The organism is Enterococcus sp. AZ149 (assembly GCF_051714285.1).
GTDB classification, from domain to species: domain Bacteria; phylum Bacillota; class Bacilli; order Lactobacillales; family Enterococcaceae; genus Enterococcus_D; species Enterococcus_D entomosocium.
Map to the genome: position 1 here is coordinate 1,779,108 of NZ_JBIORO010000001.1, position 22,569 is coordinate 1,801,676.

The 22,569-nt window shown below is 39.6% G+C and carries 21 protein-coding genes; 6 read left to right on the forward strand and 15 right to left on the reverse strand.

Features of this window, described 5'->3' with window-relative positions:
* Position 1 precedes the first annotated feature (1 nt).
* The 3 genes from IGI94_RS08360 to IGI94_RS08370 form a co-directional block, all read right to left on the reverse strand.
* Entirely contained in the window at positions 2-898 is an 897-nt protein-coding gene (locus tag IGI94_RS08360; protein ID WP_016620098.1) for an ABC transporter permease, read from the reverse strand.
* Between the two features lie 11 nt (positions 899-909).
* A complete protein-coding gene (locus IGI94_RS08365; protein WP_438899626.1) occupies positions 910-1,839 on the reverse strand; it encodes an ABC transporter permease in 930 nt (309 codons plus the stop codon).
* A gap of 61 nt (positions 1,840-1,900) precedes the next feature.
* On the reverse strand, positions 1,901-3,478 hold the full coding sequence (locus tag IGI94_RS08370) for an ABC transporter substrate-binding protein (protein WP_042890729.1): 1,578 nt from the start codon (positions 3,476-3,478) through the stop codon (positions 1,901-1,903).
* A 492-nt stretch (positions 3,479-3,970) separates the two neighbouring features.
* Between IGI94_RS08370 and IGI94_RS08375 the strand changes: the two genes are divergently transcribed.
* A complete protein-coding gene (locus tag IGI94_RS08375; RefSeq protein WP_016620095.1) occupies positions 3,971-4,483 on the forward strand; it encodes a GNAT family N-acetyltransferase in 513 nt (170 codons plus the stop codon).
* An 85-nt stretch (positions 4,484-4,568) separates the two neighbouring features.
* Here the strand turns inward: IGI94_RS08375 and IGI94_RS08380 are convergent, their stop codons facing one another.
* The 8 genes from IGI94_RS08380 to IGI94_RS08415 all read right to left on the reverse strand — a co-directional run bounded on the left by IGI94_RS08380 (position 4,569) and on the right by IGI94_RS08415 (position 12,678).
* On the reverse strand, positions 4,569-6,611 hold the full coding sequence (locus IGI94_RS08380) for a glycosyl hydrolase 115 family protein (RefSeq protein WP_176273501.1): 2,043 nt from the start codon (positions 6,609-6,611) through the stop codon (positions 4,569-4,571).
* A 498-nt stretch (positions 6,612-7,109) separates the two neighbouring features.
* Positions 7,110-7,361 (reverse strand): hypothetical protein, encoded by a 252-nt coding sequence (locus IGI94_RS08385; RefSeq protein WP_015509648.1) that lies wholly within the window; start codon positions 7,359-7,361, stop codon positions 7,110-7,112.
* Positions 7,362-7,634: 273 nt separating this feature from the next.
* Positions 7,635-8,585 (reverse strand): zinc-binding dehydrogenase, encoded by a 951-nt coding sequence (locus IGI94_RS08390; protein WP_061054202.1) that lies wholly within the window; start codon positions 8,583-8,585, stop codon positions 7,635-7,637.
* Positions 8,586-9,151: 566 nt separating this feature from the next.
* On the reverse strand, positions 9,152-9,679 hold the full coding sequence (locus tag IGI94_RS08395) for an NUDIX hydrolase (protein WP_315041827.1): 528 nt from the start codon (positions 9,677-9,679) through the stop codon (positions 9,152-9,154).
* A gap of 24 nt (positions 9,680-9,703) precedes the next feature.
* Positions 9,704-10,153: a pyridoxamine 5'-phosphate oxidase family protein gene (locus IGI94_RS08400; protein ID WP_016620089.1), complete on the reverse strand. Its 450-nt coding sequence runs from the start codon at positions 10,151-10,153 to the stop codon at positions 9,704-9,706.
* Between the two features lie 10 nt (positions 10,154-10,163).
* The gene (locus IGI94_RS08405; RefSeq protein WP_194199717.1) at positions 10,164-11,009 is read right to left on the reverse strand and encodes an SIR2 family NAD-dependent protein deacylase; all 846 of its coding nucleotides are present in this window, start codon (positions 11,007-11,009) and stop codon (positions 10,164-10,166) included.
* The gene (locus IGI94_RS08410) at positions 10,963-11,772 is read right to left on the reverse strand and encodes a protein-ADP-ribose hydrolase (RefSeq protein WP_194199716.1); all 810 of its coding nucleotides are present in this window, start codon (positions 11,770-11,772) and stop codon (positions 10,963-10,965) included. Before IGI94_RS08410 ends, IGI94_RS08405 begins: the two co-directional genes overlap by 47 nt.
* 60 nt (positions 11,773-11,832) lie before the next feature.
* Complete coding sequence (locus IGI94_RS08415; RefSeq protein ID WP_086299416.1) at positions 11,833-12,678, reverse strand: SDR family oxidoreductase; 846 nt, start codon at positions 12,676-12,678, stop codon at positions 11,833-11,835.
* Positions 12,679-12,793: 115 nt separating this feature from the next.
* On the opposite strand from IGI94_RS08415, the gene IGI94_RS08420 reads away from it, so the two are divergent.
* Positions 12,794-13,261 (forward strand): Rrf2 family transcriptional regulator, encoded by a 468-nt coding sequence (locus tag IGI94_RS08420; protein ID WP_008380035.1) that lies wholly within the window; start codon positions 12,794-12,796, stop codon positions 13,259-13,261.
* Positions 13,262-14,369: 1,108 nt separating this feature from the next.
* Here IGI94_RS08420 and lepA read toward each other — a convergent pair.
* Positions 14,370-16,205 (reverse strand): translation elongation factor 4, encoded by a 1,836-nt coding sequence (gene lepA, locus IGI94_RS08425; RefSeq protein ID WP_005235823.1) that lies wholly within the window; start codon positions 16,203-16,205, stop codon positions 14,370-14,372.
* A 145-nt stretch (positions 16,206-16,350) separates the two neighbouring features.
* Here lepA and IGI94_RS08430 point away from each other — a divergent pair, with 145 nt between their 5' ends.
* From IGI94_RS08430 to IGI94_RS08445, 4 genes are all read left to right on the forward strand, one after another.
* The gene (locus tag IGI94_RS08430) at positions 16,351-17,565 is read left to right on the forward strand and encodes a GNAT family N-acetyltransferase (RefSeq protein WP_429967807.1); all 1,215 of its coding nucleotides are present in this window, start codon (positions 16,351-16,353) and stop codon (positions 17,563-17,565) included.
* A 51-nt stretch (positions 17,566-17,616) separates the two neighbouring features.
* A complete protein-coding gene (locus IGI94_RS08435) occupies positions 17,617-18,102 on the forward strand; it encodes a nucleoside 2-deoxyribosyltransferase (RefSeq protein WP_010748216.1) in 486 nt (161 codons plus the stop codon).
* Positions 18,103-18,768 (forward strand): hypothetical protein, encoded by a 666-nt coding sequence (locus IGI94_RS08440; protein WP_008380055.1) that lies wholly within the window; start codon positions 18,103-18,105, stop codon positions 18,766-18,768.
* A gap of 276 nt (positions 18,769-19,044) precedes the next feature.
* On the forward strand, positions 19,045-19,230 hold the full coding sequence (locus IGI94_RS08445; RefSeq protein ID WP_005226019.1) for a hypothetical protein: 186 nt from the start codon (positions 19,045-19,047) through the stop codon (positions 19,228-19,230).
* A gap of 59 nt (positions 19,231-19,289) precedes the next feature.
* Here the strand turns inward: IGI94_RS08445 and lepB are convergent, their stop codons facing one another.
* The 3 genes from lepB to IGI94_RS08460 all read right to left on the reverse strand — a co-directional run bounded on the left by lepB (position 19,290) and on the right by IGI94_RS08460 (position 22,518).
* Entirely contained in the window at positions 19,290-19,859 is a 570-nt protein-coding gene (gene lepB, locus IGI94_RS08450) for a signal peptidase I (protein WP_016611831.1), read from the reverse strand.
* Positions 19,860-20,026: 167 nt separating this feature from the next.
* Positions 20,027-20,980 (reverse strand): ABC transporter ATP-binding protein, encoded by a 954-nt coding sequence (locus IGI94_RS08455; RefSeq protein WP_005235811.1) that lies wholly within the window; start codon positions 20,978-20,980, stop codon positions 20,027-20,029.
* A complete protein-coding gene (locus tag IGI94_RS08460) occupies positions 20,977-22,518 on the reverse strand; it encodes an ABC transporter permease/substrate-binding protein (RefSeq protein WP_016611832.1) in 1,542 nt (513 codons plus the stop codon). The genes IGI94_RS08455 and IGI94_RS08460 overlap by 4 nt, the downstream gene beginning before the upstream one ends.
* Positions 22,519-22,569 lie beyond the last annotated feature (51 nt).

Genomic DNA, 22,569 nt, shown 5'->3' on the forward strand with positions numbered 1-22,569 from the left:
CTTACCTCTCTCTCATCTTCGGATCGATGGCATCTCGGATTCCGTCACCGATCAAATTGAAGGATAAAATGGTCAACATGATCGCGATCCCTGGATAAATCGTCAGGTAGGGATGTGTTCGGATATAGCCTCGTCCAAAATTTAACATCGTTCCCCATTCCGCAACGGAAGCCTCCATACCTAAGCCAATAAATCCTAAGCCAACAGCAGATAAAATTGCTGTGGCAACGCCCATTGATGAATGCACGATGACTGGTGAAAGGATATTTGGCAAGATGTGTTTAAAAATCAGCAATCCATTATTTGCGCCCAGCGCTTTTCCAGCTTCAATAAATTGCTTCTCTTTGACCGCCATCACACTTGCCCGAATAATACGAGCAAAAATGGGGATATTCGCCAACCCGATCGCCAAGATCATGTTCGGCAGACTGGATCCCAAAGAAGCCACGATGGCGATTGCCAACAAAATGGAAGGGATGGATAGTAAAATGTCACAAAAACGCATAATCAGCGTATCGATCCACCCTCTGAAATAACCGGATAAGACACCTAAGATGCCACCAAAAAAGAGTGCCAGTAACACCGCACAAACGCCTACAGTCAGCGATATTCTCGTGCCGTAAATCAAACGAGACAATACGTCACGTCCCAAGTCATCTGTCCCAAACCAATGAGAACGACTTGGAAATTGCAATGCATTGTCTAGATTTTGCTCCCTCATACCATAGGGAGCTATAAAGTCTGCAAAAATCGCAGTAATCGTCAGTAACGTGATAAATAGTAACCCAAACATTGCTCGGCGATTTGCTTTTAAGGAAAGCCAAATCTCTTGTTTCGATCCTTCTGGTACGCCTGCAAGTGCTTGCGTTTTCGCTATGGCCTTTTTTCTAGAAAACATGAGTTCCTCCCTTAATCATATGAGGTTTTAATTCGCGGATCGATATATGCATAGAGAATATCGACACATAGATTAACCATCGTAAAAATAAATGCAATAAATAAAACGCCGCCTTGGACGATCATTGTGTCTCTTGTACGGATCGCATTCACCATCAATGTCCCGATCCCATTGATACTAAAAACAGTCTCGGTCAATACAGCCCCACCTAATAAAGCCCCAAACTGCAAACCAATGACTGTCACTACGGGAATCAAGGCATTTCTTAAAGCATGATGGAACGTCACCTTTGAACCATTTACTCCTTTGGCTTTTGCCGTACGAATATAATCTTGGTCTAAAACGTCCATCATACTCGACCTTGTGATTCGGGCGATCGTGCCAATTGACGAGGAAGCCAATGCAAATACTGGCATGATCATTTGCTGCCAAGTATCAAAACCAGATGCTGGCAACCAGCCCAGGGTAGAAGTAAAAAGAATAATTAAAAGGAGTGCCTGCCAAAAGGTTGGCATAGAAACCCCCACTAGTGAAAGAAACATCAAGAAATTATCAACCTTGGAATAAGGTCTCGAAGCAGAGATCACTCCCAGTGGAATCCCAATCAGCGAGGCAAATAACACACTCCATACTGATAATTTGATTGTGTTGGGCAAACGGACTAGGATTTCATCCATGACCACCCGGCCAGAAACATACGATCTCCCAAGATCAAATTCGACAACAACATTTTTTATATAATGAAAAAATTGTTCGATAAAACTACGGTCAAGCCCCATTTGCACACGCATGGCCTCATATTGTTCAGGAGTCGCTCCTTCCCCCAACACCATCGTTACAGGGTCTCCAGGTGATAGATACATAATCGCAAATACAATAAAAGAGACGCCTAGCAGGATAGGAAACAACCACAGAATTCGTTTTACAATATATTGGAACATCTATTCATCTCCTCAAAATAAAGAGCCATTGCGGCTCTTTATTTTATACTCTCAATCCAATTTAGTTTTTTGACACCGTATCTAAGAAGTAACTTCCAGTTGGATGATGTTCGAACCCTTGCACCCAGTTGCGGATACCTGAAACATTTTCTCTGGTTTGTAAGTAAACCCATGGCATCTCATCATTGATAATCTCTTGCGCCTCATGATAATAGGCCAAGCGTTCCTCTTGGTCAGAAGTGCTACGAGCTGCATCAAGTAATTCATCTACCCGTTGATTATGATAGAACGTACGATTTCCAGCTTCGCCAAAGCTACTTGAATGGAACAGTGGATACAATCCATAGTCAGCATCTGTTGTGATCGTTGTCCAACCTAGTAAGAACATATCTGGTTCACCAGCTGCTGCAGCATCTAAAAATGCTCCCCACTCCATTTGGTTGACCTCAACAGTGATACCTAATTCTTCTAAAGCAGCGGAAACAACCTGCGAGACACGGATTCGTTCTTGATTGTTATCACCGACGTACAACGAAAGGGAAAACCCGCCATCTGGATAACCAGCTTCTGCTAATAGTTCTTTTGCTAATTCAACGTCATAAGGAGTAGCTTCCAAGTTTTCATTAAATCCAAAAACCAATTCGTTGATCGGTCCACTCATTTGAGTCCCGATCCCCATATGAACCGTTCGGATAATCGATTCGACATCGATAGCATGGGCAATCGCGCGACGTACCCCTACTTCTTGCAATGGTGTATCATTTCGAACGTTGAAACCTAAGTATTCCGTTCCTAAATTTTCTGTCGCTAATAAGGTCAACTCATCGTTTTCTTCAACCTTTTCATTATCAGAAGGAGCGATATCATAAACAATATCGACGGTTCCTGACTCTAGTTCAATCAAACGAACACTTGAATCTGTAATTGTCCGGAACTCGATTCTTTCCATTCCCGCTGGCTCATCCCAGTGATCGTCAAATCGATCCAATGTCACGTGACTACCGGTTGCCCATTCAACAAATTCAAAGGGACCCGTTCCTACAACGCTGCTGATACCATAATCTTCACCAGCTTCTTCCACAGCTTTCTCACTCAAAATTCCAACCGCAGGATGTGCTAAATGAGTCAAGAAAGGCCCGAAGGCACCATTTGTCCCGATAAGGATCGTATGATCATCGATCACTTCGATCGTATCAGGATCGATCGAACCAATGATATGACTGATCGAAGGTGAGGCAACCGCCCGTCGAAGGGTGTAGGCAACATCAGAAGCTGTCATCGCTTCCCCATTATGAAAGACAACATCTTCTCGCAACTTGAACTCATAAAGGTTCTCTTCAATTTCTTCCCACTCTGTTGCTAACCCTGGCACTAACTCAAGATCGTTGGTCTGTTTGATCAGTGTTTCGTAAATCTGTCTTGCTACCCTGGTAGTTGCTTGGTCGTTCGTTTGATGGATATCTAATGTCACTGGATCCGCACCTGATGCGACCACTAATACATTAGGATCAGAACTAGCTCCCCCTGACACATTCCCTCCCGAACTATCTGTTGGGTCTTGGCCTCCACTACCACAAGCACCTAATACCATCAGACTTGTTAACAATACGAGAGCCCAGCTTGTTTTCCTTTTTTTCATGTTATCCTCCATTTCGTCCCCTGTAACTTAAGGATTTTTTTTTGCGCTCTTCTTCATACCAGCAAATATAGAAATTAGACGCATTGGCGTGTAACTTGGATCGAAAACACATACGCTCGTCCTGTTTTCTATCAACTAACTATAAAAAATTTGCTCATAATGAAGAAGCTTTTATCTGAATGATGAAAATTTTCAGATAATAACAAACTTTAGCTTGGAAATGTGATAGATTTGTGATGAATACCTAAGAAAATTGTCATTTTGTTAGAATAAAATGAAGAATTGCGGATTATTATCATTAATTTGACTTTTTCTTATAAGAACCCATTCAGTTAACAATTACTAATTCTTATTTTTGTTTCATTTGATTGAAAGTGTGACAACGATTCTGTATTAGGAATTTTAAGTCTCTAAATTTTTATCGTTATCAAATATAAACGTTATATATCATTATGTGATAAACTATTTTTGAATAAAGATGGGAGTGATTGAATGAACATTTTCTTCAGACCACCAAAAGAAGATGATATCGATCAAATCATGCAGATTGAAAATGCAGGATTTACAGCTGATGAAGCAGCATCCAAATCTGCGATGATGGATCGTATACTTACAATAAGTGACAGTTTTATTGTTGCAGTAAATGAAAAGGATTGTCCGATCGGCTACGTTGTAGGGCCCATTATTTTTAAACGTTATCTTTCTGACGATCTCTTTGAAAGTACTTGTCCTAATCAGCCTTTTGGTGGCTACCAAAGTATTCTGAGCTTAGCTGTCGCTCCTGATTATAGAAACTGCCAAATTGGTAACAAACTACTGTCAGCCCTTGAAGAAAAATGTCGTCTTCAAAACAGAAAAGGAATCACCTTAACTTGTTTAGAATCATTGGTTCCATATTACAAAAAGCATGGCTATCAACTAGAAGGACTGTCAGAATCACAACATGCAGGTGTTGCTTGGTATAATATGGTGCTAGAATTGGCCAACACGCCTAATGAATTCTAATAAAAAACTGCATACTAGATGAAACGCCATTCAAAAGTAAGATATTAAGTCTAACTTTTGAATGGCGTTTCATCTCAAATTAATATTATTTACGAACTTTTCTAAAACTTACTCTGATTTTTCTTGCTAACTTTTCATCCGTCAACGCTTTTTTAGTATTTGAAAGCAACATAACTCTTGATTCAATGGAGTCCATAATATATTTTCTCTCCCACTGGTCTTGATCTGGACCATCGCCAATGATACGAATGTAAGACAACAGACTTTTAATCATCTCTTTTGTCAATGTTAGGTTGGTATAGCCATCGTTTTCATAAAAATCATACCATGTATCACTTGGATTTTCTTTCAGTATTTGAATTAGTTGATGGATTTCTTCTAACGCATCGAAAACTTTTACAAATACAAAAACCATTTCTTCCCGATCAATCATCTGATAAGCGTCTAACAAACGGAGCAGTGCTTTTAATGTTTTGCATTGAACGGCTACTGAGAGGTAAATATCATTAAAAAAGCGAGCATTTTCCGGATTTTTATCCTGAAGGGATAATGTAATCTGCTGGCATCTCAGCAATAGATTCTCCCAGGCTACTATCTTTTCTCCTACCATAGAGAAAATTTCTGTGACTTGCTCCTTGATTTTCCGATCACCCGTCAACCATTCTAACCTCGGAATTTTTGTTTCTTGCTTGAGCCAGGATTGAATAATTTTTCGAATCAAATAACAGGCAAACTCATCCCCAGCGGTTTGATCCTCATATGTTCCATAGCGGATAACCGCTTCAAAGCAAGCTTCATAGACAGCTTGGATCTCTTCTTGCTGATTTTGATAGTATTGTGTTACATGCTCTAAAATTATCTCTTGATTGGTTCGTAACTGATAATCTGCTCGCCAGAAATTCGCTATTTCTTGTAAGAACAAAATATGCGGTTTTATGTTACCTGTATTAACTAAGACAAACTTATCCATCTTGACTTCTCTAACCGCCATTAACTCTCTAGAAACAAATTCTGGGCTATTAGGCAAGATCGTCAAGAAATTAGATGCTTGTAAATCATGAAAGGCAACGTGATAATAGATTCCTCTTGATTGATTTGGTTTTGGTGTGTTTGTTAACACCTCATCTCGTGGATCGTGATTCCCTTGTCTACGAGAAACCATTTTGCCATAACCATTATCCGCCCAAATCTCAATCACATCATCTGGAAGCTCAAGTAAGCCAAGATTAAATAATTCCGTCATCTCCCCATAAATGTTCATCGAGCATACTGCATGAGGATCGACTTCTTTAACCATATGATATTGTAGATGGACGATTTCATTGATCACTGCTGCTTTTTCCGCTGCAGACCACTGTCGATCAAGATCTTCTGACCAAAAAGGACAATCCCCTTGTCCACGAAAACCGAGTGTGTAAATAACCTTGGTACCTTTTTGCTCGTGTAAGGCTTTTTTCCATAATTCCTGAAACAACACAAAATGTTCCTCGTATGAAGCCTTCAAACTGGGATACCTTCTAGCAAACATCTCAGCGCCTAGTGGCTCGGCATGATGATGTGTATAGATCAACCCCATCGCTTGCGCACTTTCTCGATGTCTATGACTGTTCTTATCTGTTCCAGGGATGATGACATTTCCGCCTAAACGTAACAATGTTTCATAAATACGTTCCCATACATATTCATTTGAACCATTATCTTCCCATTGATCCAGCAGCAACTCATCATTAACGAACCAGCCCCGATAGTCCGTTGCAAAATCAGGCAATGTTAAGTCAAAACCTGTCCATTCAATAAATGGCTTTTTTATTGGGGGAATCTCCATGAAATACCAAAAGGGTTGAACACCTAAAATTTTATGAGAGATTTCAAGAACCCCATACATTAATCCTAACGGTGTTTCAGCACACACTTTTACTTTATCTGGCGATACGAAAAGTATATGAAAAGCATCCGTTTCATTTTTTTCATCAAGTAAAACCAATTCAATTTTATTTGCCTTCCTCGTGTCTGTCACAACGGTTAAAATGTCACGTTGCAAGATCTCGCAAGCATGTCCAATCACTTCATTTTCCAACTGTTTTGACGTAACAGAAGTATTTTTAGAAATGAAAAATGTTGTTTCCATGTAATCACCCGTTTCATCCATATAGTTTATTATTTTATCTTCAATAAAGAACTTTCTACTATGTTGTAAAAGGCAATCGAATTGCATATCAGCCATAAATCTCTCGTCACTATTTTCTGCAAAGGTATTTTCAAATGGTCTAAACGTTTTGTTAACTTTTTACTTTGATACCGCTCATAAATTTAGAATAAGCGAAAAGCTTGTCTAAAAAAATGGAGAAAGTCGATGAAAAAAACGAAAAAACAGACTTTCTTTGTTTTTTTTGATTTTTCCCCGTCTCCCTTTAACTAAGGTTTTATCTTGTCGTTGTAGAACATGATCTTTTATGCCTATTCAGCTTGTCGTGTTTAATCATATGTACAGCAAACAAGCCCACACTCATAAGAGCATGGGCTTAGTGAGATCATCGTCCATTCTAAATCTTCAATTAGAATCTGGCTTTTATCAATTCAGATTTCAATTGCTGAATAATGAAGACAATTTCTTATTTTTCTTCAATTACATATACTTCTCAACTTCATCAATTTCTTTTTGTAGTGCTTTTTCATCGTACTTTTCATACTTACCGGCTTCGTGTGCGATCTTTTTGATTTCGTGAATCGCTTTTTTCTCAACGATCCATTTCTTCATACTATGTTTTTTTGCGTCAGCATCTAGTGTGTCTAATTCAGCTAAATTCTCATCTAACTTATCAAGAACCTCGGCAATCTTTACCAATGCTTTTGCTTCCTTTTCTTCATAGTTTGTCATAGATATCACTCCTTAAGTATTTGATATATTTATCTTACTGCTGTAATTAAATATTTTCAAATTAAATGTACTGCTTATCACAAAGTTTTATCTGATTCTCACTGAAGAAACAGAAAACATTAGATTCTTGCAATATTCTACTCATTTTATACTTATTTTTATCCTTAATGATTTATCATAAGAAAAGTATCGATTATATAAAAAGATAATTTAGTGAATTAGCAAACATTCGGTGTATCTTTTATGATAAAGTCATTTAGCTTTTTTACTTTCTTATGGTTGCAGCAAAATTTTCCCGACACTTTTTCCAGATTCTAAATAATCATGGGCAGCTTTTCCGTCAGCTAAGGAAAAAATGGTTGGTTGACTGATTTTCATTTGATCCTTGCTAAAGTAAGTAAACAGTCGGGTGCTTCTTCTCTCCCGCTCTTGAAAACTTGTCAAGTAATCCCACAGATCCCCTGTTAAAATACTTTTTGATTTTGATAACAAGGGAATAAAGTCGATCGCTGGCGGATTTCCGCCGGCCATGCCAAAAAAGATAACCTTCCCTCTATTTTTGAGCAAGTCGACACTTTCGGCTAATGTATGCCCAATGCCATCATAAACGGTATCAAAGAAAGAAGTATAGGTTTCTTGCCATTCTGTATTTCTTAAAAAGACTTGTTTTGCTCCTTGGTCTAAAGCCAGTTGTCGCTTTTCTTCCGTGGAAGTGACGCCATAAACTTCTAGACCATCTGCGGTTAATAGTTGCGATAAAATTTGTCCAACACCACCACTTATCCCATGGACGAAGACCTTACTATTATTCACATTATTGCCAAGATCATGGGCTAAAAAATCAGCTGTCAACCCTTGCAGACCAATACTGGCTGCTAATTTAGATGGTATACCTGATGGAATATGGATGGCATTTTCCTCAGGAACAGCCACCAATTCTGCATTAGCAAAAGGAACATCCACAAAAAGAATCGTTTCCCCTAGCTGAAACTTAGAGACTGATCTTCCTTTTTGAACAATCTTCCCTACTCCTTCATAGCCATTGATAAAAGGGTCTCGGGATTCAATATGATAGCTGCCCTTTCTTCGATAAATATCTGCATAATTCAACCCAATATACATCATTTCTATCATTAGCTCATTTTCTTGAATGACGGGATCAGGCAATTCACCATAAGTTAACACATCTGAATCGCCAAATTCTTTAAAGTACAATGCGTTCATGCACAAAACATCTCCTATCTTTTGCCAATCAAAATCGTGTGATTTTCTTTATGAAACCAAAGCTCTATCACTTAGCCAACTATCATTAGATTGAAATCATAAAAAAATAGATTAAGTTCTTTTGGTCATTTCTTTACTATAAAAAAAACACCTTCTCACGAAGGTACTTTCATTCTATTCTTCTAGATGAGATTCGTCAAAGTAGATTATTCGTTCAGATCCTCCTTATCAATTCCAGTTATGTCTAACCCACCTTATTCCTAGATAAATCAACTACTTTTGTGTAAAACAGGATTATAACAAAGCTGACTATTACTAAGAGAAAGAAGTGAGGATTTGAAGCCATCATCTTTTAAGTCTGACAAATCCTCAGAAGTAGCTCATTACAACGGAACCAAACTGACTATCCATGGTTTTTAGAGGATATCAGGAAAGCGATGGCAAAAGTCGCCGGCGATCAATCAATTGTATCATATAAATAATTATCCCCACTCGAAAAAATTAAGCCACATCGCTTCTACTTGTTAAAGGCCTCTTTGCCTTAATTCGTCGTTCAACCACTTAAATCATTCATGGATGATTTGCGCATGATCAAAAGCAAAAAGAGATTCCCAGTTCTCCGTAGAGGATCGTTCTTTTGACGTAACATATTGATAGAGTACTTTATCCTTATCAACCCTATACCAAAAAGCCTCAGAAGCATCATCTCCTGCATAAAGAGTCTTCATCTGCTGTAGAACAGTTATATAGACAGCAGAAATAGTCCATCCACGGGGATCCCGATTTTTATCTCCATATACACCTAATAAAGAAACTTCCTGCACTTCCACGCCCGTTTCTTCCTTTAACTCTCTGATGGCGGCTTTAATGATATTTTCTCCTTCGTTAACGAAGCCACCTGGCAAAGCGAACCTTCCTTTGAAAGGATGATTTTTTCTTTTGACAAGTAAAATGTATACTGCGTCCGACGTGACATTGAATATCAAATTGTCAACAGTAAATGCTGGTTTTAGATATTGTGGTAATTCCTGCTTCTTATACCAGCTTAACCACTCTTCTTCGTTCATTTCCTCTTCTGATACTTTATTTGCCATGTGATTGTCTCCTTTTGCTTTGAGTTATCCGAAAGATTTAACGTTTTGATAGATAGGCTTTTTGCTTAAATCAAAGATTGACATAACGCCTTTATAAATTTCAAAGACTCGTAAAACATTTCGGTCTTCTACAGAGGGGTATATTTTTGCCATGTAAGGATTTTTCTCGAAAATTTCATCTAAATAGGTAGAGCCTATTTCATTTACTCTCCCTTGTAAGGTAATAGAAAACGATTCCATTGATGTTTCTCCTTCTATACCTGTGATGGAAACGACCGGGTTCATTTTGAGCTGTTTATAAAACGGCTTGGATATTGCAGTCAAAAAATACAGCTTCGTTTCTTTCACCAACATAATATCGATTACCCTGGTGACCGGATTTCCGTTTTCGTCTACTGTGGCGAACACAGTAGAATGAATCTCATTTTTTAAATAATTCAAATAATCTTCTGTCTTCATTTTTGAATGGTCCATGAATGCGCTCCTATCTAAAATGATCGATTTCTCTGATCGTTTCAACTATATTTCCTTGCAGAATAATCGTTTTATCCATGAGTTCATCTGGTATGCGTTGTGCTTGTTGGTTACAGACGATATAGGTCGACTGATTCGTCGCCCTCGTCATTTCTTGGAATGGATATTTTATAATGGAAGGCGTGTTGTTACCAATGCCGATCTCCCAAAAAACGATTTTAGTACCTAAATAATTTTCTAGAAATTCTTTGTATCGGTTAGCTGCGCTTTCCCAACCATCATCTTGTACAAAAAATTGATCTATCCGTAAATTGACCCGCATCGGTTGTCCACATTTGGGGCAATATGGTATGAGGTGCTTGGGAATTTTGAACTGACTCTGCTGATCGACCATTTGCATAATCAATGATTCATTCTCGTACGTCTTGTTATGGCAGGCACGTGAACATTGAAATAACCCATAATCACCTTGTGTATAAAATAATCGTCTCTTATCAAAGCCCGTCTTTTGGAACTGATGATCTACATTAGTAGTAATGACAAAGTAATTTTTTTCTTCTACCAAAGATAGAAGCTCTTTATATAGCGGCAAAGCCTCAGGCTGATATCGATTATGAAAAACATGTTTACTCCAATAACCCCAATACGTCTCTAATGAATCGAAGGGATAAAATCCGGCAGAATACATATCGGTTAAATGATAATAATCAATATAGTCTCTGAAATATTTTTTGAACCGTTCACCAGAATAGGTTAACCCGGCAGCAGCAGAAAGGCCTGATCCAGCACCGATAACGATTGCCTCTGCTTCAGTTATCTTTTGATAAACTTCCTGATAATTGTTGTAGTTTTTCATGGTACAACTCCTTATCAATGTCTTTAAACACATTGAAAATAATTTTTATAGGTGAATGAACACGCGTTACATATTCTTGCGTTGTTTTGATAGCGATCTCTGCAGCTAACTCATTGGGAAAACGAAATTCTCCTGTTGAGATACAACAAAAAGCGACGCTCTTCAATTGATACTCTTCGCAAAGCAACAAGACGCGACGATAACAGTCAGCCAATAAGGATACGTGTTCTTTAGTTACGGTATCTTTTATGATTGGCCCAACAGTATGTATCACTTTTTTTGCAGACAAGTTATAGCCGTCGGTGATTTTTGCATAGCCGGTTTCTTCCAAATGCCCTTGTGCGTCCATGATTTCTTTGCATGCTAGTCTTAATTGAATACCTGCTGCAGAGTGGATCGCATTGTCGATGCACCTGTGTAATGGAACAAAACATCCTAGTAGCTGTGCGTTTGCAGCGTTTACGATGGCGTCCACTTCCAACCTCGTGATATCTCCTTGCCAGAGATAAAGGTTTTTTGTATACTGTTGCGCATCGTTTAGTGAAAAAATCTGATTTTCAGCTCTTTCTTCTAAAAGAAATTGATTTTGAATGTCAATAAAGTCCTTATGAATAGGTCGCGCTTCTCTTATATTTAATAAGCATCGCAATAAATCATTTTGTTCTTTCGGATCATCCGAGCTAGCATCTACTATTTTACTTAAGTGACTGTTTTCCTCTAATAAATAGTTAATCAGCCATTTCCTCTTTTCGCTATGGTTCATCGTCAACACCTTCTTTATAAAAATTTCCCGATTATTTTCGATAATCGGGAAATAGCAAGACTAATTTAACAACTCTTTGATTGCTTCTACGCGACTCGTCAAAGGTTTACCCAAAGCTTGTTCAAAGTCACTAGATGTCACATCTAATTGATTATTTTTAATATCATGTTGGAAAGACAAGAACATTTCTGCAACAGGTTGTGGTAAACCGCCTGCTGTCAAACTATCTACAAAGGTTTGATCATCAGATGAAACTACTTCGATTTCCTTCCCTGTTGCTTCTTTTAAAGCTGCTGCTAATTCAGCATAAGTAATAGGGCTGCCCGATAATTCAAGGATTTCAGGGTATTCTGTTCCTGCTAGTGCTTTTGCAGCAACCTCAGCATATTCGCGCTTCAAAGCCCAGCCGGTTTTGCCTTCTTTAGCTGCGTAAACGAATTTCCCACTAGCTAAAGCACCGCCAATAATCGGCATTTCATTTTCTAAATACCAGTTATTACGTAAAAATGTATGCGCAATTCCCGCTTCTTTGATTTGTTTTTCAGTAAAGATGTGATCAGCAGCTAATGCACTTGTTGAGTGATCTGCATCAGCAAAACTTGTATAAGCAATATACTGAACACCAGCGTCTTTGGCTGCCTTAACCACATTAGCATGTTCTTCTTGACGATTGCCTGGTGCGCCAGACACAAAAAGCAAGCGGTCAATGCCGTCAAAAGCGTTACTCAACGAATTGATGTCAGAATAATCCCCTACTCTTACATTGTAGCCTTTCTCTTTTAGTGTAGCTGCTTTTTCTTCAGATCGTACCAAAGCATAGATCTGATCTTTAGAAACTAAATCTTTCAAGAATTCAAGTGCATATCCTCCAAAACCACCAGTAGCTCCTGTTACTAAATATGTCATATAAAACACTCCTTTTTAGTTCGTACATTCAGCTGTACAATTATAAGATACACCTATATAATAAATAGTATGTTAAGATAAGTCAAGAAGAAAATCTAAAAAGGACTGAATTCACTTGAAATATTCTATTCAACTCAGTGATGCAATTCATATTATGTGTTATATCGTCATCTATAAAGATACTAATATGCTCTCAAGTGAGATGATTGCTCAAAGTGTAGAAACTAATGCTGCAAATGTCAGAAAAATAATGGCAAACTTAAAAAAATCTGGACTGATTCGAACAACTACTGGGAAACCAAAGCCCTATTTAGCAAAGGACCCCAAAGATATTAGTCTACTTGATATATATAAAAGTATTCATGGAAACACAAATCTCATTCAAGTCGATCCTAAAACGAATCCAGACTGCATTGTTGGTGCAAATATACAAGAAGTACTGGATGGTGCGTATAATGAATTGCAAGTAACTGTCGAAGAAAAAATGGCGAAAATCAATCTGTTCTCTCTATTAACAAGTATTGCAAGTTTAGAGGAAAGCAAACGACCTGAAAACAAATCTTTTCTTGAGCCATTTTTATAAAACCAAAAAACCCATTGAGATACTGACATCTCAGTGGGCTTTTTCGTTACAAATGAAATTGATTTACGTCTTCACATCTTTCGACACCACTCATAAGAAATAGCGTTGTCATTCACTTGCTTTTTCTGCAGCTCTGACTATTGCTCATAGAGACAGTGTATGCACAAGAGCAAATATTTCTTTCTTATCGACCAAACGACTAAATTCTTTCACTACTCGACTGCCTAAATTCACTGTGGCACCAGTAACTGCCTACTTCATTTCCGTTCCTCTTTTCTTTTACTCGTGGATGTAAAACAGCTTGATCTATCGGCCTGCTACTTAGATCAACTACAGAAACATTTCATTCTTAAAGTTCAAATACCCGTAAAACATGTTTGTTTCCCTCTGATGATCGATGTCATTTCAATACGGATTTTGCATCCAAAAATTTAGTTACTCTCTGAATTTTCCATTGACGATATTTGAGTGAGCTGGCGTCGATTGCTCACCCTTCATTTAATTATCGAATCATACGGAGGGCTATCAATTTGATAGTAGAACGGTTTGGTGATCGCCGTCAAGAAATAAAGCTTCTTCTCTTTTTCTAGCGTGCTTTCTTGATGATCATTTAAAAGTGGCATCTCAATTTAGTTTTTTGATAGTGTTTCAGGAGAGAAGTAATTAATACGCTGCTATTTCTTTATCTCTGTTAATAGCCGAGACTTTTTTTTGAGCTACTTCTCTTATACATTTGTATCATACTCAAAACTTTATCACACTGCTAAGATAGGTCACTCAACCCATTTTCTTTTTTCAATAGCAGCTTGAAAAGAATTTTCTTCATCGCTAAATATTCCAGAGTTGAACGATTGGATAATCTGCTTTTCTTTAAATGCTTTCCTCTATGGATTCATTCATTTTTATGTAATGGTATGAAAAAAGCACCTCCTTATGAGATGCTCTTTCATACGCTGACAACTAAAAATTCTCAAGCAAGAGATTTTTTTCTTGTCCTTTTATTCAACAGTGACAATCCGTATAACTGTTTAAATTTTATAAACGGTTAAATCACTTTTTTCTAACACAAGAAAAGATTGCTTTATTAGACTTTTCAAATTGAAACGAGTTACTTCTTCGGTTCATCCTCATCCATCTTAAGAACTGCCATGAAGGCTTCTTGCGGTACTTCGACAGAGCCGATTTGTTTCATCCGCTTCTTCCCTTCTTTTTGTTTCTCTAGGAGTTTGCGTTTTCGAGAAACGTCACCGCCGTAACACTTCGCCAATACGTTTTTACGCAAGGCTTTGATGTCTGAACGCGCAACGATTTTTTGTCCGATGGCTGCTTGGATCGGTACTTCAAATTGTTGTCGTGGGATCAGTTTTTTCAGTTTTTCAACGATGGCTTTGCCTCGTTCATAAGCAAAGTCACGGTGAACGATAAAGCTCAACGCATCGACTTTTTCAGTGTTCAGCAAGATGTCCATCTTCACTAGCTTGCTAGTTCGGTAACCAGACATTTCATAATCCAGTGATGCGTACCCTTTGGTGCTGGATTTCAATTTATCAAAGAAATCAAAGACGATTTCCGATAGTGGGATCTCATAAACGACGTTTACACGATAATCATCCAAGTAATCCATCGTGACAAAGTCTCCCCGTTTGCGTTGGGACAATTCCATTACAGCACCGACGTAATCATTAGGCACCATGATTTGTGCTTTGACGTAAGGTTCTTGTACGTTGTCGATCGTGACTGGTTCAGGAAATTCTGCTGGGTTATCAACGACGACCATTGAGCCATCTGTCTTGTTGACATGATAGATTACGGATGGTGCAGTCGTAATCAACTCAAGGTTAAATTCACGTTCTAGCCGTTCTTGCACGACATCCATGTGTAATAGGCCTAAGAAGCCGCAGCGGAACCCAAATCCTAACGCTTGAGAGGTTTCTGGTTCAAATTGCAGTGCTGCATCATTCAGTTGTAATTTTTCCAATGCTTCTCGAAGGTCGTTGTAGCGTGAGGTATCGATTGGGTACAATCCGCAATAAACCATCGGATTCATTTGGCGGTAGCCTTCCAATGCTTCGGCTGCTGGATTGTTGGCTAAAGTCACCGTATCTCCGACTTGCGTATCTTTAACAGTCTTGATGGCAGCAGTGATATAGCCAACATCGCCCACCATCAACGCATCTCGTTGAATGGCTTTGGGTGAAAAGACGCCGACTTCCGTGACATCAAAGGTCTTGCCATTGCTCATCATTTTGATTTTATCTCCAGGTTTGACCATCCCGTCCATAATGCGGACGTTTAAGACCACCCCACGATAGGAATCGTACACGGAGTCAAAGATCAACGCTTTTAACGGTGCTTCAATATCACCTGCTGGAGCTGGGACATACTCAACGATTTGTTCCAAAATGTCTTCGATCCCAATACCTGCTTTGGCACTCGCTAAAACAGCTTCACTGGCATCGATTCCGATAACATCTTCGATCTCTGTTCGTACCCGCTCAGGATCGGCAGCTGGCAAGTCTATTTTATTAATGACTGGTAGGATCTCTAAATCATTGTCTAACGCCAAGTAGACGTTTGCCAATGTCTGTGCTTCGATCCCTTGAGCCGCATCAACGACGAGTACGGCGCCTTCACAAGCGGCCAAACTGCGGGAAACTTCATAGGTGAAATCGACGTGCCCTGGGGTGTCGATCAAATGGAAGATGTAGGTTTCTCCATCTTTGGCGGTATAGTTAAGTTCCACAGCATTTAATTTGATCGTGATTCCTCGTTCACGTTCAAGATCCATGGAGTCTAATAATTGGTTTTGCATTTCCCGAGACGTCACCGTATGGGTTTGTTCCAAAATACGGTCCGCCAGTGTTGATTTCCCATGGTCGATATGGGCGATAATGGAGAAATTACGAATCTTCTCCTGTCGTTTTTTCATTTCTTCTATGTTCATGGATACGTTCCTCATTTCTTTTAGTCAGCTTTTCTATTATACCAACGAAACGCCAATAGTTAAAGTATTTTTCTTAACCGTTATTTAGACATATTCATTCAGGTTTTGCTATACTAGAGCTAGCAAATAAATTGGAGTTGAAAGAATGGACAATAATTTTCATCAAAATCTACATATTCGAGCGGTGGATGAAAAAGACGTTGATCAGTTCAATGAACTGTTAAGCTACGTTTTTCAGATCACTGAATCGGATATTGAAGAAAGTGGCTATGAGAGCAAACGGGAAATGATTAAATCTAAGCGCCCGATCTTAGAGCTTTCCAAGGTCTTTGGCTGGTTCAATGAAGACAAGTTGATCTCGCAAATCGCCGTTTATCCTTGTGAAGTCAATATACACGGCAAATTGATCAAAATGGGCGGAGTGACCGGTGTTGGGACCTACCCTGAATATGCCGGACATGGCCTGATGAAAGACTTGATCAAGCTTGCCTTAGAAACCATGCGGGAAGATCAGCAATGGATCTCCTACCTTTATCCATACAATGTGCCCTACTATCGTCGCAAAGGCTGGGAGATCATGTCCGACAAGCTGACCTTCAAAATTCGTGATACCCAGCTTCCGAAAACCAAAGAAGTCCCTGGGATCGTAGAGCGCAAAGAAGTAGATGACCCTGATGTCTTTACTGTCTATAACCAATTCTCCCAGGAAAACCATGGCGCCTTGCAGCGGACCTCTTTTCACTGGGAAGAGTATTGGCGCTATGAAAATGAAGAAGAGCGCACCGCGGCTGTCTATTACAATGCCAGTGGTCATCCGACTGCTGTACTTTTTTATTGGGTAGCCGAAGAAGTCTTCCATGTAAAGGAAATGTTCTACTTAAATCAAGAAGCCCGCAATGGTCTTTGGAATTTTATCTCTGCTCATTTCTCAATGGTCTATTGGGTCAAAGGAGACATTTATTCAAATGAACCCCTGTCCTTCTACCTGGATGATAGCCAAATCAAAGAAACCATTGAGCCTTATTACATGGCGCGGATCGTCGACGTTGAACAGTTTTTGAAAAACTTCCCATTTGAAACCTTTCAAACACCCTTTCACTTTGTTGTTTCTGACCCAGTTGCCGATTGGAACAACGGAATCTTCGGTGTCCAATACAATCACGGGGAGATCGTGGTTTCAAGAGAAGCCATCGGAAAAGCTGTCCAGCTGGATATTCAGACATTGTCTTGTCTGTTGATGAATTACCGCCGTCCAGCTTACTTAGAGCGTGTGGAACGGCTAAATACCGATTCAGAAACACTGGCATTACTAGAATCGATCATCCCTGATATGGAAGCCTATTTCAGTGATTATTTCTAAACAACGAATCAACAAAACGTACAACTATGAATGATTAAGGAGTGTTTTTGAATGAAACTATATTTTGCTGCTCCCCTGTTTGCTGCTAGTGACCTTCGCTACAACGCCGAACTTGTTGCGTCGATTCGCCAGCAGTATCCGCAGCTGGAGATTTATTTACCTCAAGAAAATGCCGCGATCAATGATAAGTCCGCCTACGCGGATAGCAAAATGATTGCGTTGGCAGATACCGAAAAAGTACTGGAAAGCGATTTGATGATCGCTTTGCTGGATGGTTTGACCATCGATGCTGGGGTTGCCTCTGAGATTGGCGTCGCCTATGCAAAAGGCATTCCTGTTTTAGGGCTTTATACGGATAGTCGCCAACAAGGTGCCGATAATCAGCAAAAGCTGGCAGCATTACAAACCGTTGCGGAAAATCAGTTCCACTATGTCAATCTTTATACGGTGGGTTTGATCAAGCTAAACGGTGAGATTTATTCCTCTGAAGCAGCCCTTTTAGCTGGCTTAGCAGACTATCTTTCGGAGGACAACTAAATGGGGCAAAATTATCAGCGACTGCAAAAGGTATTCACTATTTTCGGTATTCTCGTGTTTTGTTTTTCTTTGTGGGAATTTTTCCGTGGCGTCTATCCGCAAACACAAGGACTGATTTTCTTGGGTCAAGCATTACTTGGGATTTTATTGATCTTTGTCCCAGAAATGAGTAAAAAGTTCTTAAAAATCCAGCTACCAAATGCCACCGTCTACTTTTATTGGTTTTTCTTGCTGATCTCCGTATTCATGGGGACGATCTTACATTTGATCGAAACCATTGCTTTCTGGGATAAAATTCTGCATGCGGTAAGCCCAATGGTCTTGACGGCTGTAGGCTATGGATTGATCTGTCTCTTACTAAAAGAAGTGCCCGTTTCAAAAGTTTCGCCTTGGTTATTTTTACTGATGGGCTTTGCTTTTGCTGGCTTGTGTGGTGTTTTCTGGGAGTTTTGGGAATTCATCTGCGACTCTGTTGGTGGAATGAATCTCCAACGTTATGCAACCTTAGATGGCACCCCGTTTATTGGTCGTGAAGCATTGATGGATACGATGGGCGATTTACTAACCAACACGATTGGTGCTGCTTTGATGGGCGTGATCGCGTATGTTCAAGGACGAGGCAAACCTGATTACTTTGAAAGTTATCGGATTAAAAAATTATCATAACCAACCTTTAAAAGCTTGTTGAAACCATCGTTTTTCAACAAGCTTTTTTCTTTTGTTCTTTTATTGATAAAGAAAAATTTATAAAAATACTTAAATAACACGGCTTATTTTTATAATTTCGCTGTCTAACAAGGTTCGACCTTTCTTACACTTCCCTATAAAACGGTTACAACTACAAGAAAATTCCCTCGTTTAATCATTTTTATTTCCCCAAAAAACCATGGTCTGTTATAATTACATTATTCATTTGACATTGCGTCAGTAAAGGAGAGGCTTATGGTTCTAACAGTGTTTTTTATTTTATGCTGCTTGATTTTTTCATCGATCACCTATGCGTTCTCTAAAGATGCCCGAAAATTTGTCCAACCTTTATCAATCAAAATTATTTTTATCGCATCAGCTATTATTGCGGTTTGGACAATGTTCTTTTCAATGGTTGCATTTGTCGCTTGGGTCATCTAAAAAAACATTCTTGCCAGTTGCGGCGTTTTCGCTGCATTGGCAAGAATGTTTTTTTGTGGTTAGAAAAGTTTGATTTGATTCAAAGGCCAAAAACGCAGCAGCACTTTCCCTTCCATTTGATCTTCTGTTACGACCCCGAAACTACGACTGTCCCGAGAGATCAAACGATTGTCTCCCATCACAAAATAGCTGCCTTCAGGAACCGTTACCGTGAAATCATCGGTAAAGTGTTCGGCACCAGCGGCGATTTGCTGAAACATTTCGCGATAAGAATATTCGTCTTGTAATTGATCGTCCGCAAATTTCTCTTTAAACTCATCTAAATAGGGTTCTTCGTATACTTCTCCATTGATTGTTAGGACATCATCTTTCATCTCAATCGTATCACCGGGTAAACCAATCAGCCGCTTGACAGCAATTTTGCTTGGATCATCTGGTTCAACACATATCACGATGTCTTGGCGGTCATATGAAGAAATTTTTGATGCAATCAAACGCTGCTTATCGGCCAAAGTTGGATCCATAGAATGGCCACTGACTTGAACTGGCGTCAGGACAAACAAACGGATGAGAACCACGGTGACGATAAAGAAAAGCAGTAACCAATTCTCTTTTAGGATTTTTACCATAGCTGCTCTTTCGCTCCTTTACTGCATCTTTTGTCATTATCAAAGCTCGTTTCTGGCATTCTGACAAAAGATATCTTCCTCAATCTTACGTGGAATTTTTACATTGAGCAAGAGAAATCATCGATTTTTAAAAAAATATGACATTTCTAGTGGCCATAAAGAACCTTTTACGTTCGATCACGACTCAAGAAAGCAAACACATCTTTTCGACTTAGACTCCCTACGAGTTTCTGCTCTTCTTCAATCACTACCGTGTCATGAGTTGCAAATAAGGTATACAACTCATTTAAAGTAGTAGATGCAGCGATTTGAGGAGCCACTGGGTTGACTTCATCGCTGAAAAAGTTCATCCGCATCAAATCCCCTGCAGTGACCAGTTTTGCTTCGTCTTCACCGGTCTCTTCAAAAAAACTTTTCACAAAAGCAGTTTTTGGTTGCGAGACAATCACTTCCGGTGTATCACATTGGACGATCTTCCCTTGATTCATGACAGCAATGCGCGTACCTAGTTTTACCGCTTCTTTCATGTTATGCGTGACAAAAATAATCGTCGTCCCAAGCTCTTGGTGCAAATCGAGGACTAACTCCTGTAAGGAATTTCGAGAAATTGGATCAAGAGCACTAAAGGGCTCGTCCATCAGAATAATTTCTGGGTTAGCAGCTAACGCTCTTAAAATCCCGATCCGCTGCTGTTCTCCTCCTGACAACTCTTTAGGCATTCGATGGCGGTATTGCTCTGGGTCAAGTTTGACCTGTGTCAGCAAACGATCCACGGCTTCTGAGCGATCTTTTTTCGACCACCCTAACATCTCTGGGATTACTTCAATATTTTGCTTCACATCCATTGTCGGAAACAGGGCGATTTGTTGGAGAACATACCCCATTTGCCAACGCATTTTTTGGATATTGTATTCTTTGATTCGTTTTTCTTTGAAGTAAATATCGCCATCCGTTGGTTCTGACAACGCGTTGATCATCTTCAAAGTCGTCGTTTTCCCACTCCCAGAAGGACCGACCAAAACAAAGATTTCCCCTTTATTGATGCTCAGATCTAATTGATCGATCACTATTTTTTGATCAAACTTTTTACTGACGTTTTTAAATTCAATAATTGGTGTCATTCTTGTCCCTCCTTAATTAATCCTTCATCTATCAGGAAGGTACGCGCGACTTCTGCTGGATTTTTTCCTTCGACATTGACCTGATAATTCATTTCACTCATTTGTTCTTCGGTGATTTTACCTGCCAGCTTTTCCAATGCACGGACGACTTCTGGATGTTCCTTGGCAAAGGCTTCTTTCATCAAAGGCGCTCCTTGATAAGGTGGAAATAGTTCTTGATCGTCTTCTAGAATAACTAAGCCATATTGACGCAATTCACTGTCCGTGGAATAGGCATCCAGTAGATTGATGTCGCCATTATTGATGGCTTGATAACGCAATGCTGGTTCCATACTTTGGACACTTGGAAAATCTAGCCCATAGAGTTCTTGGATGCCCGCATAACCGTCCGTCCGATCAATGAATTCGAGGGTAAAGCCGGCTTTGATTTGATTTTCGATTTTCTTCAAATCAGAGATCGTGGTTAGTCCATTTTCCTCAGCAAATTCTTTTTTCACAGCCAACGCATAGGTATTTTGATACGCCATCGGCTGAAGCAAGGTCATCTCAAACTGATCCTGTAACAGATTGACTGCTTCGGTATAGGTTTCGTCAGAGTCAAGTTTTTGACTAGCGGTTTTTTCCGGTACATCCACTAAACTCTCCAACACAGTTCCAGTAAACTCTGGATAAATGTCGACTTGGTCATTGTCTAAAGCACTGAATAAGAAAGAAGTTTTCCCAAAGTTAGGTTCCAATTCAACCTGTGCATCAGGATCTTCTTGTTCAATTAATTCTTTGTACATGTTGATCAAGATATCAGGCTCAGACCCTAACTTCCCAGCGATGGTAATGGTTTTCGGCGCGAAAAATCCGCTCTGTGAAAAAGAAACGCCGCCAATCAGCAAGATGATCGCTGCCAGCGTAATCAAGGTATAGCGCGGTTTCAGGTGTTGTAGATAACGGATCAACGTACTGAAAATAATAGCAAGTAAAGCAGACCCGATCGCGCCGATCAAGGTTAATTCAGGGGCATTCCGATCGATCCCCAACAAAATAAAGGAACCTAGCCCACCAGCGCCAATCAGAGCGGCTAAAGTCGCTGTTCCGATGATCAAGACCAACGCCGTGCGAATCCCAGAAATTATGACAGGCAAGGCAATCGGCAATTCGACTTTGATCAATCGGCGCATCCGAGACATACCAAATGCCGCCGCAGCTTCTTCGATTGATGGATCGATCTCCGAAAGGCCAATATAGGTATTTTGAAAGATCGGCAATAACGCATAAATAACTAGTGCGATCAACGCAGGCGGCGTTCCGATCCCCACAAATGGAATCAATAAACCTAACAGTGCCAGTGATGGAATCGTTTGTAGCACACTCGTTATTTGTAGGCCGACTTCCGCTGCCCGTTTATGATTAACCAGCCAAATGGCTAACGGGACAGCAATAACGATCGCCACCAGCAGCGCAATGATCGACAATGACAAATGCTCAAAGACAGCTGTCAGCAATTCCCCTTTTCGCTCATTTAACGTTTCAAAAAAAGTATTCATCTTTTCATTCCTCTCCTACTCCATAAGAACAGTATAATCGAAGTGCGAATT

Bases quoted from the DNA above. Each gene is read 5' to 3' on its own strand.
- IGI94_RS08415 (WP_086299416.1), bottom strand. From the start codon at position 12,678: ATGACATATTTAGTAACAGGAGCTACTGGTGGTTTTGGAGGATATGCA.
- IGI94_RS08410 (WP_194199716.1), bottom strand. From the start codon at position 11,772: ATGAACCATAGCGAAAAGAGGAAATGGCTGATTAACTATTTATTAGAG.
- IGI94_RS08370 (WP_042890729.1), bottom strand. From the start codon at position 3,478: ATGAAAAAAAGGAAAACAAGCTGGGCTCTCGTATTGTTAACAAGTCTG.
- IGI94_RS08375 (WP_016620095.1), top strand. From the start codon at position 3,971: ATGAACATTTTCTTCAGACCACCAAAAGAAGATGATATCGATCAAATC.
- IGI94_RS08385 (WP_015509648.1), bottom strand. From the start codon at position 7,361: ATGACAAACTATGAAGAAAAGGAAGCAAAAGCATTGGTAAAGATTGCC.
- IGI94_RS08380 (WP_176273501.1), bottom strand. From the start codon at position 6,611: ATGGAAACAACATTTTTCATTTCTAAAAATACTTCTGTTACGTCAAAA.
- lepA (WP_005235823.1), bottom strand. From the start codon at position 16,205: ATGAACATAGAAGAAATGAAAAAACGACAGGAGAAGATTCGTAATTTC.
- lepB (WP_016611831.1), bottom strand. From the start codon at position 19,859: ATGGTAAAAATCCTAAAAGAGAATTGGTTACTGCTTTTCTTTATCGTC.
- IGI94_RS08435 (WP_010748216.1), top strand. From the start codon at position 17,617: ATGAAACTATATTTTGCTGCTCCCCTGTTTGCTGCTAGTGACCTTCGC.
- IGI94_RS08395 (WP_315041827.1), bottom strand. From the start codon at position 9,679: ATGGCAAATAAAGTATCAGAAGAGGAAATGAACGAAGAAGAGTGGTTA.
- IGI94_RS08460 (WP_016611832.1), bottom strand. From the start codon at position 22,518: ATGAATACTTTTTTTGAAACGTTAAATGAGCGAAAAGGGGAATTGCTG.
- IGI94_RS08445 (WP_005226019.1), top strand. From the start codon at position 19,045: ATGGTTCTAACAGTGTTTTTTATTTTATGCTGCTTGATTTTTTCATCG.
- IGI94_RS08455 (WP_005235811.1), bottom strand. From the start codon at position 20,980: ATGACACCAATTATTGAATTTAAAAACGTCAGTAAAAAGTTTGATCAA.
- IGI94_RS08405 (WP_194199717.1), bottom strand. From the start codon at position 11,009: ATGAAAAACTACAACAATTATCAGGAAGTTTATCAAAAGATAACTGAA.
- IGI94_RS08440 (WP_008380055.1), top strand. From the start codon at position 18,103: ATGGGGCAAAATTATCAGCGACTGCAAAAGGTATTCACTATTTTCGGT.
- IGI94_RS08430 (WP_429967807.1), top strand. From the start codon at position 16,351: ATGGACAATAATTTTCATCAAAATCTACATATTCGAGCGGTGGATGAA.
- IGI94_RS08365 (WP_438899626.1), bottom strand. From the start codon at position 1,839: ATGTTCCAATATATTGTAAAACGAATTCTGTGGTTGTTTCCTATCCTG.
- IGI94_RS08360 (WP_016620098.1), bottom strand. From the start codon at position 898: ATGTTTTCTAGAAAAAAGGCCATAGCGAAAACGCAAGCACTTGCAGGC.
- IGI94_RS08400 (WP_016620089.1), bottom strand. From the start codon at position 10,153: ATGGACCATTCAAAAATGAAGACAGAAGATTATTTGAATTATTTAAAA.
- IGI94_RS08390 (WP_061054202.1), bottom strand. From the start codon at position 8,585: ATGAACGCATTGTACTTTAAAGAATTTGGCGATTCAGATGTGTTAACT.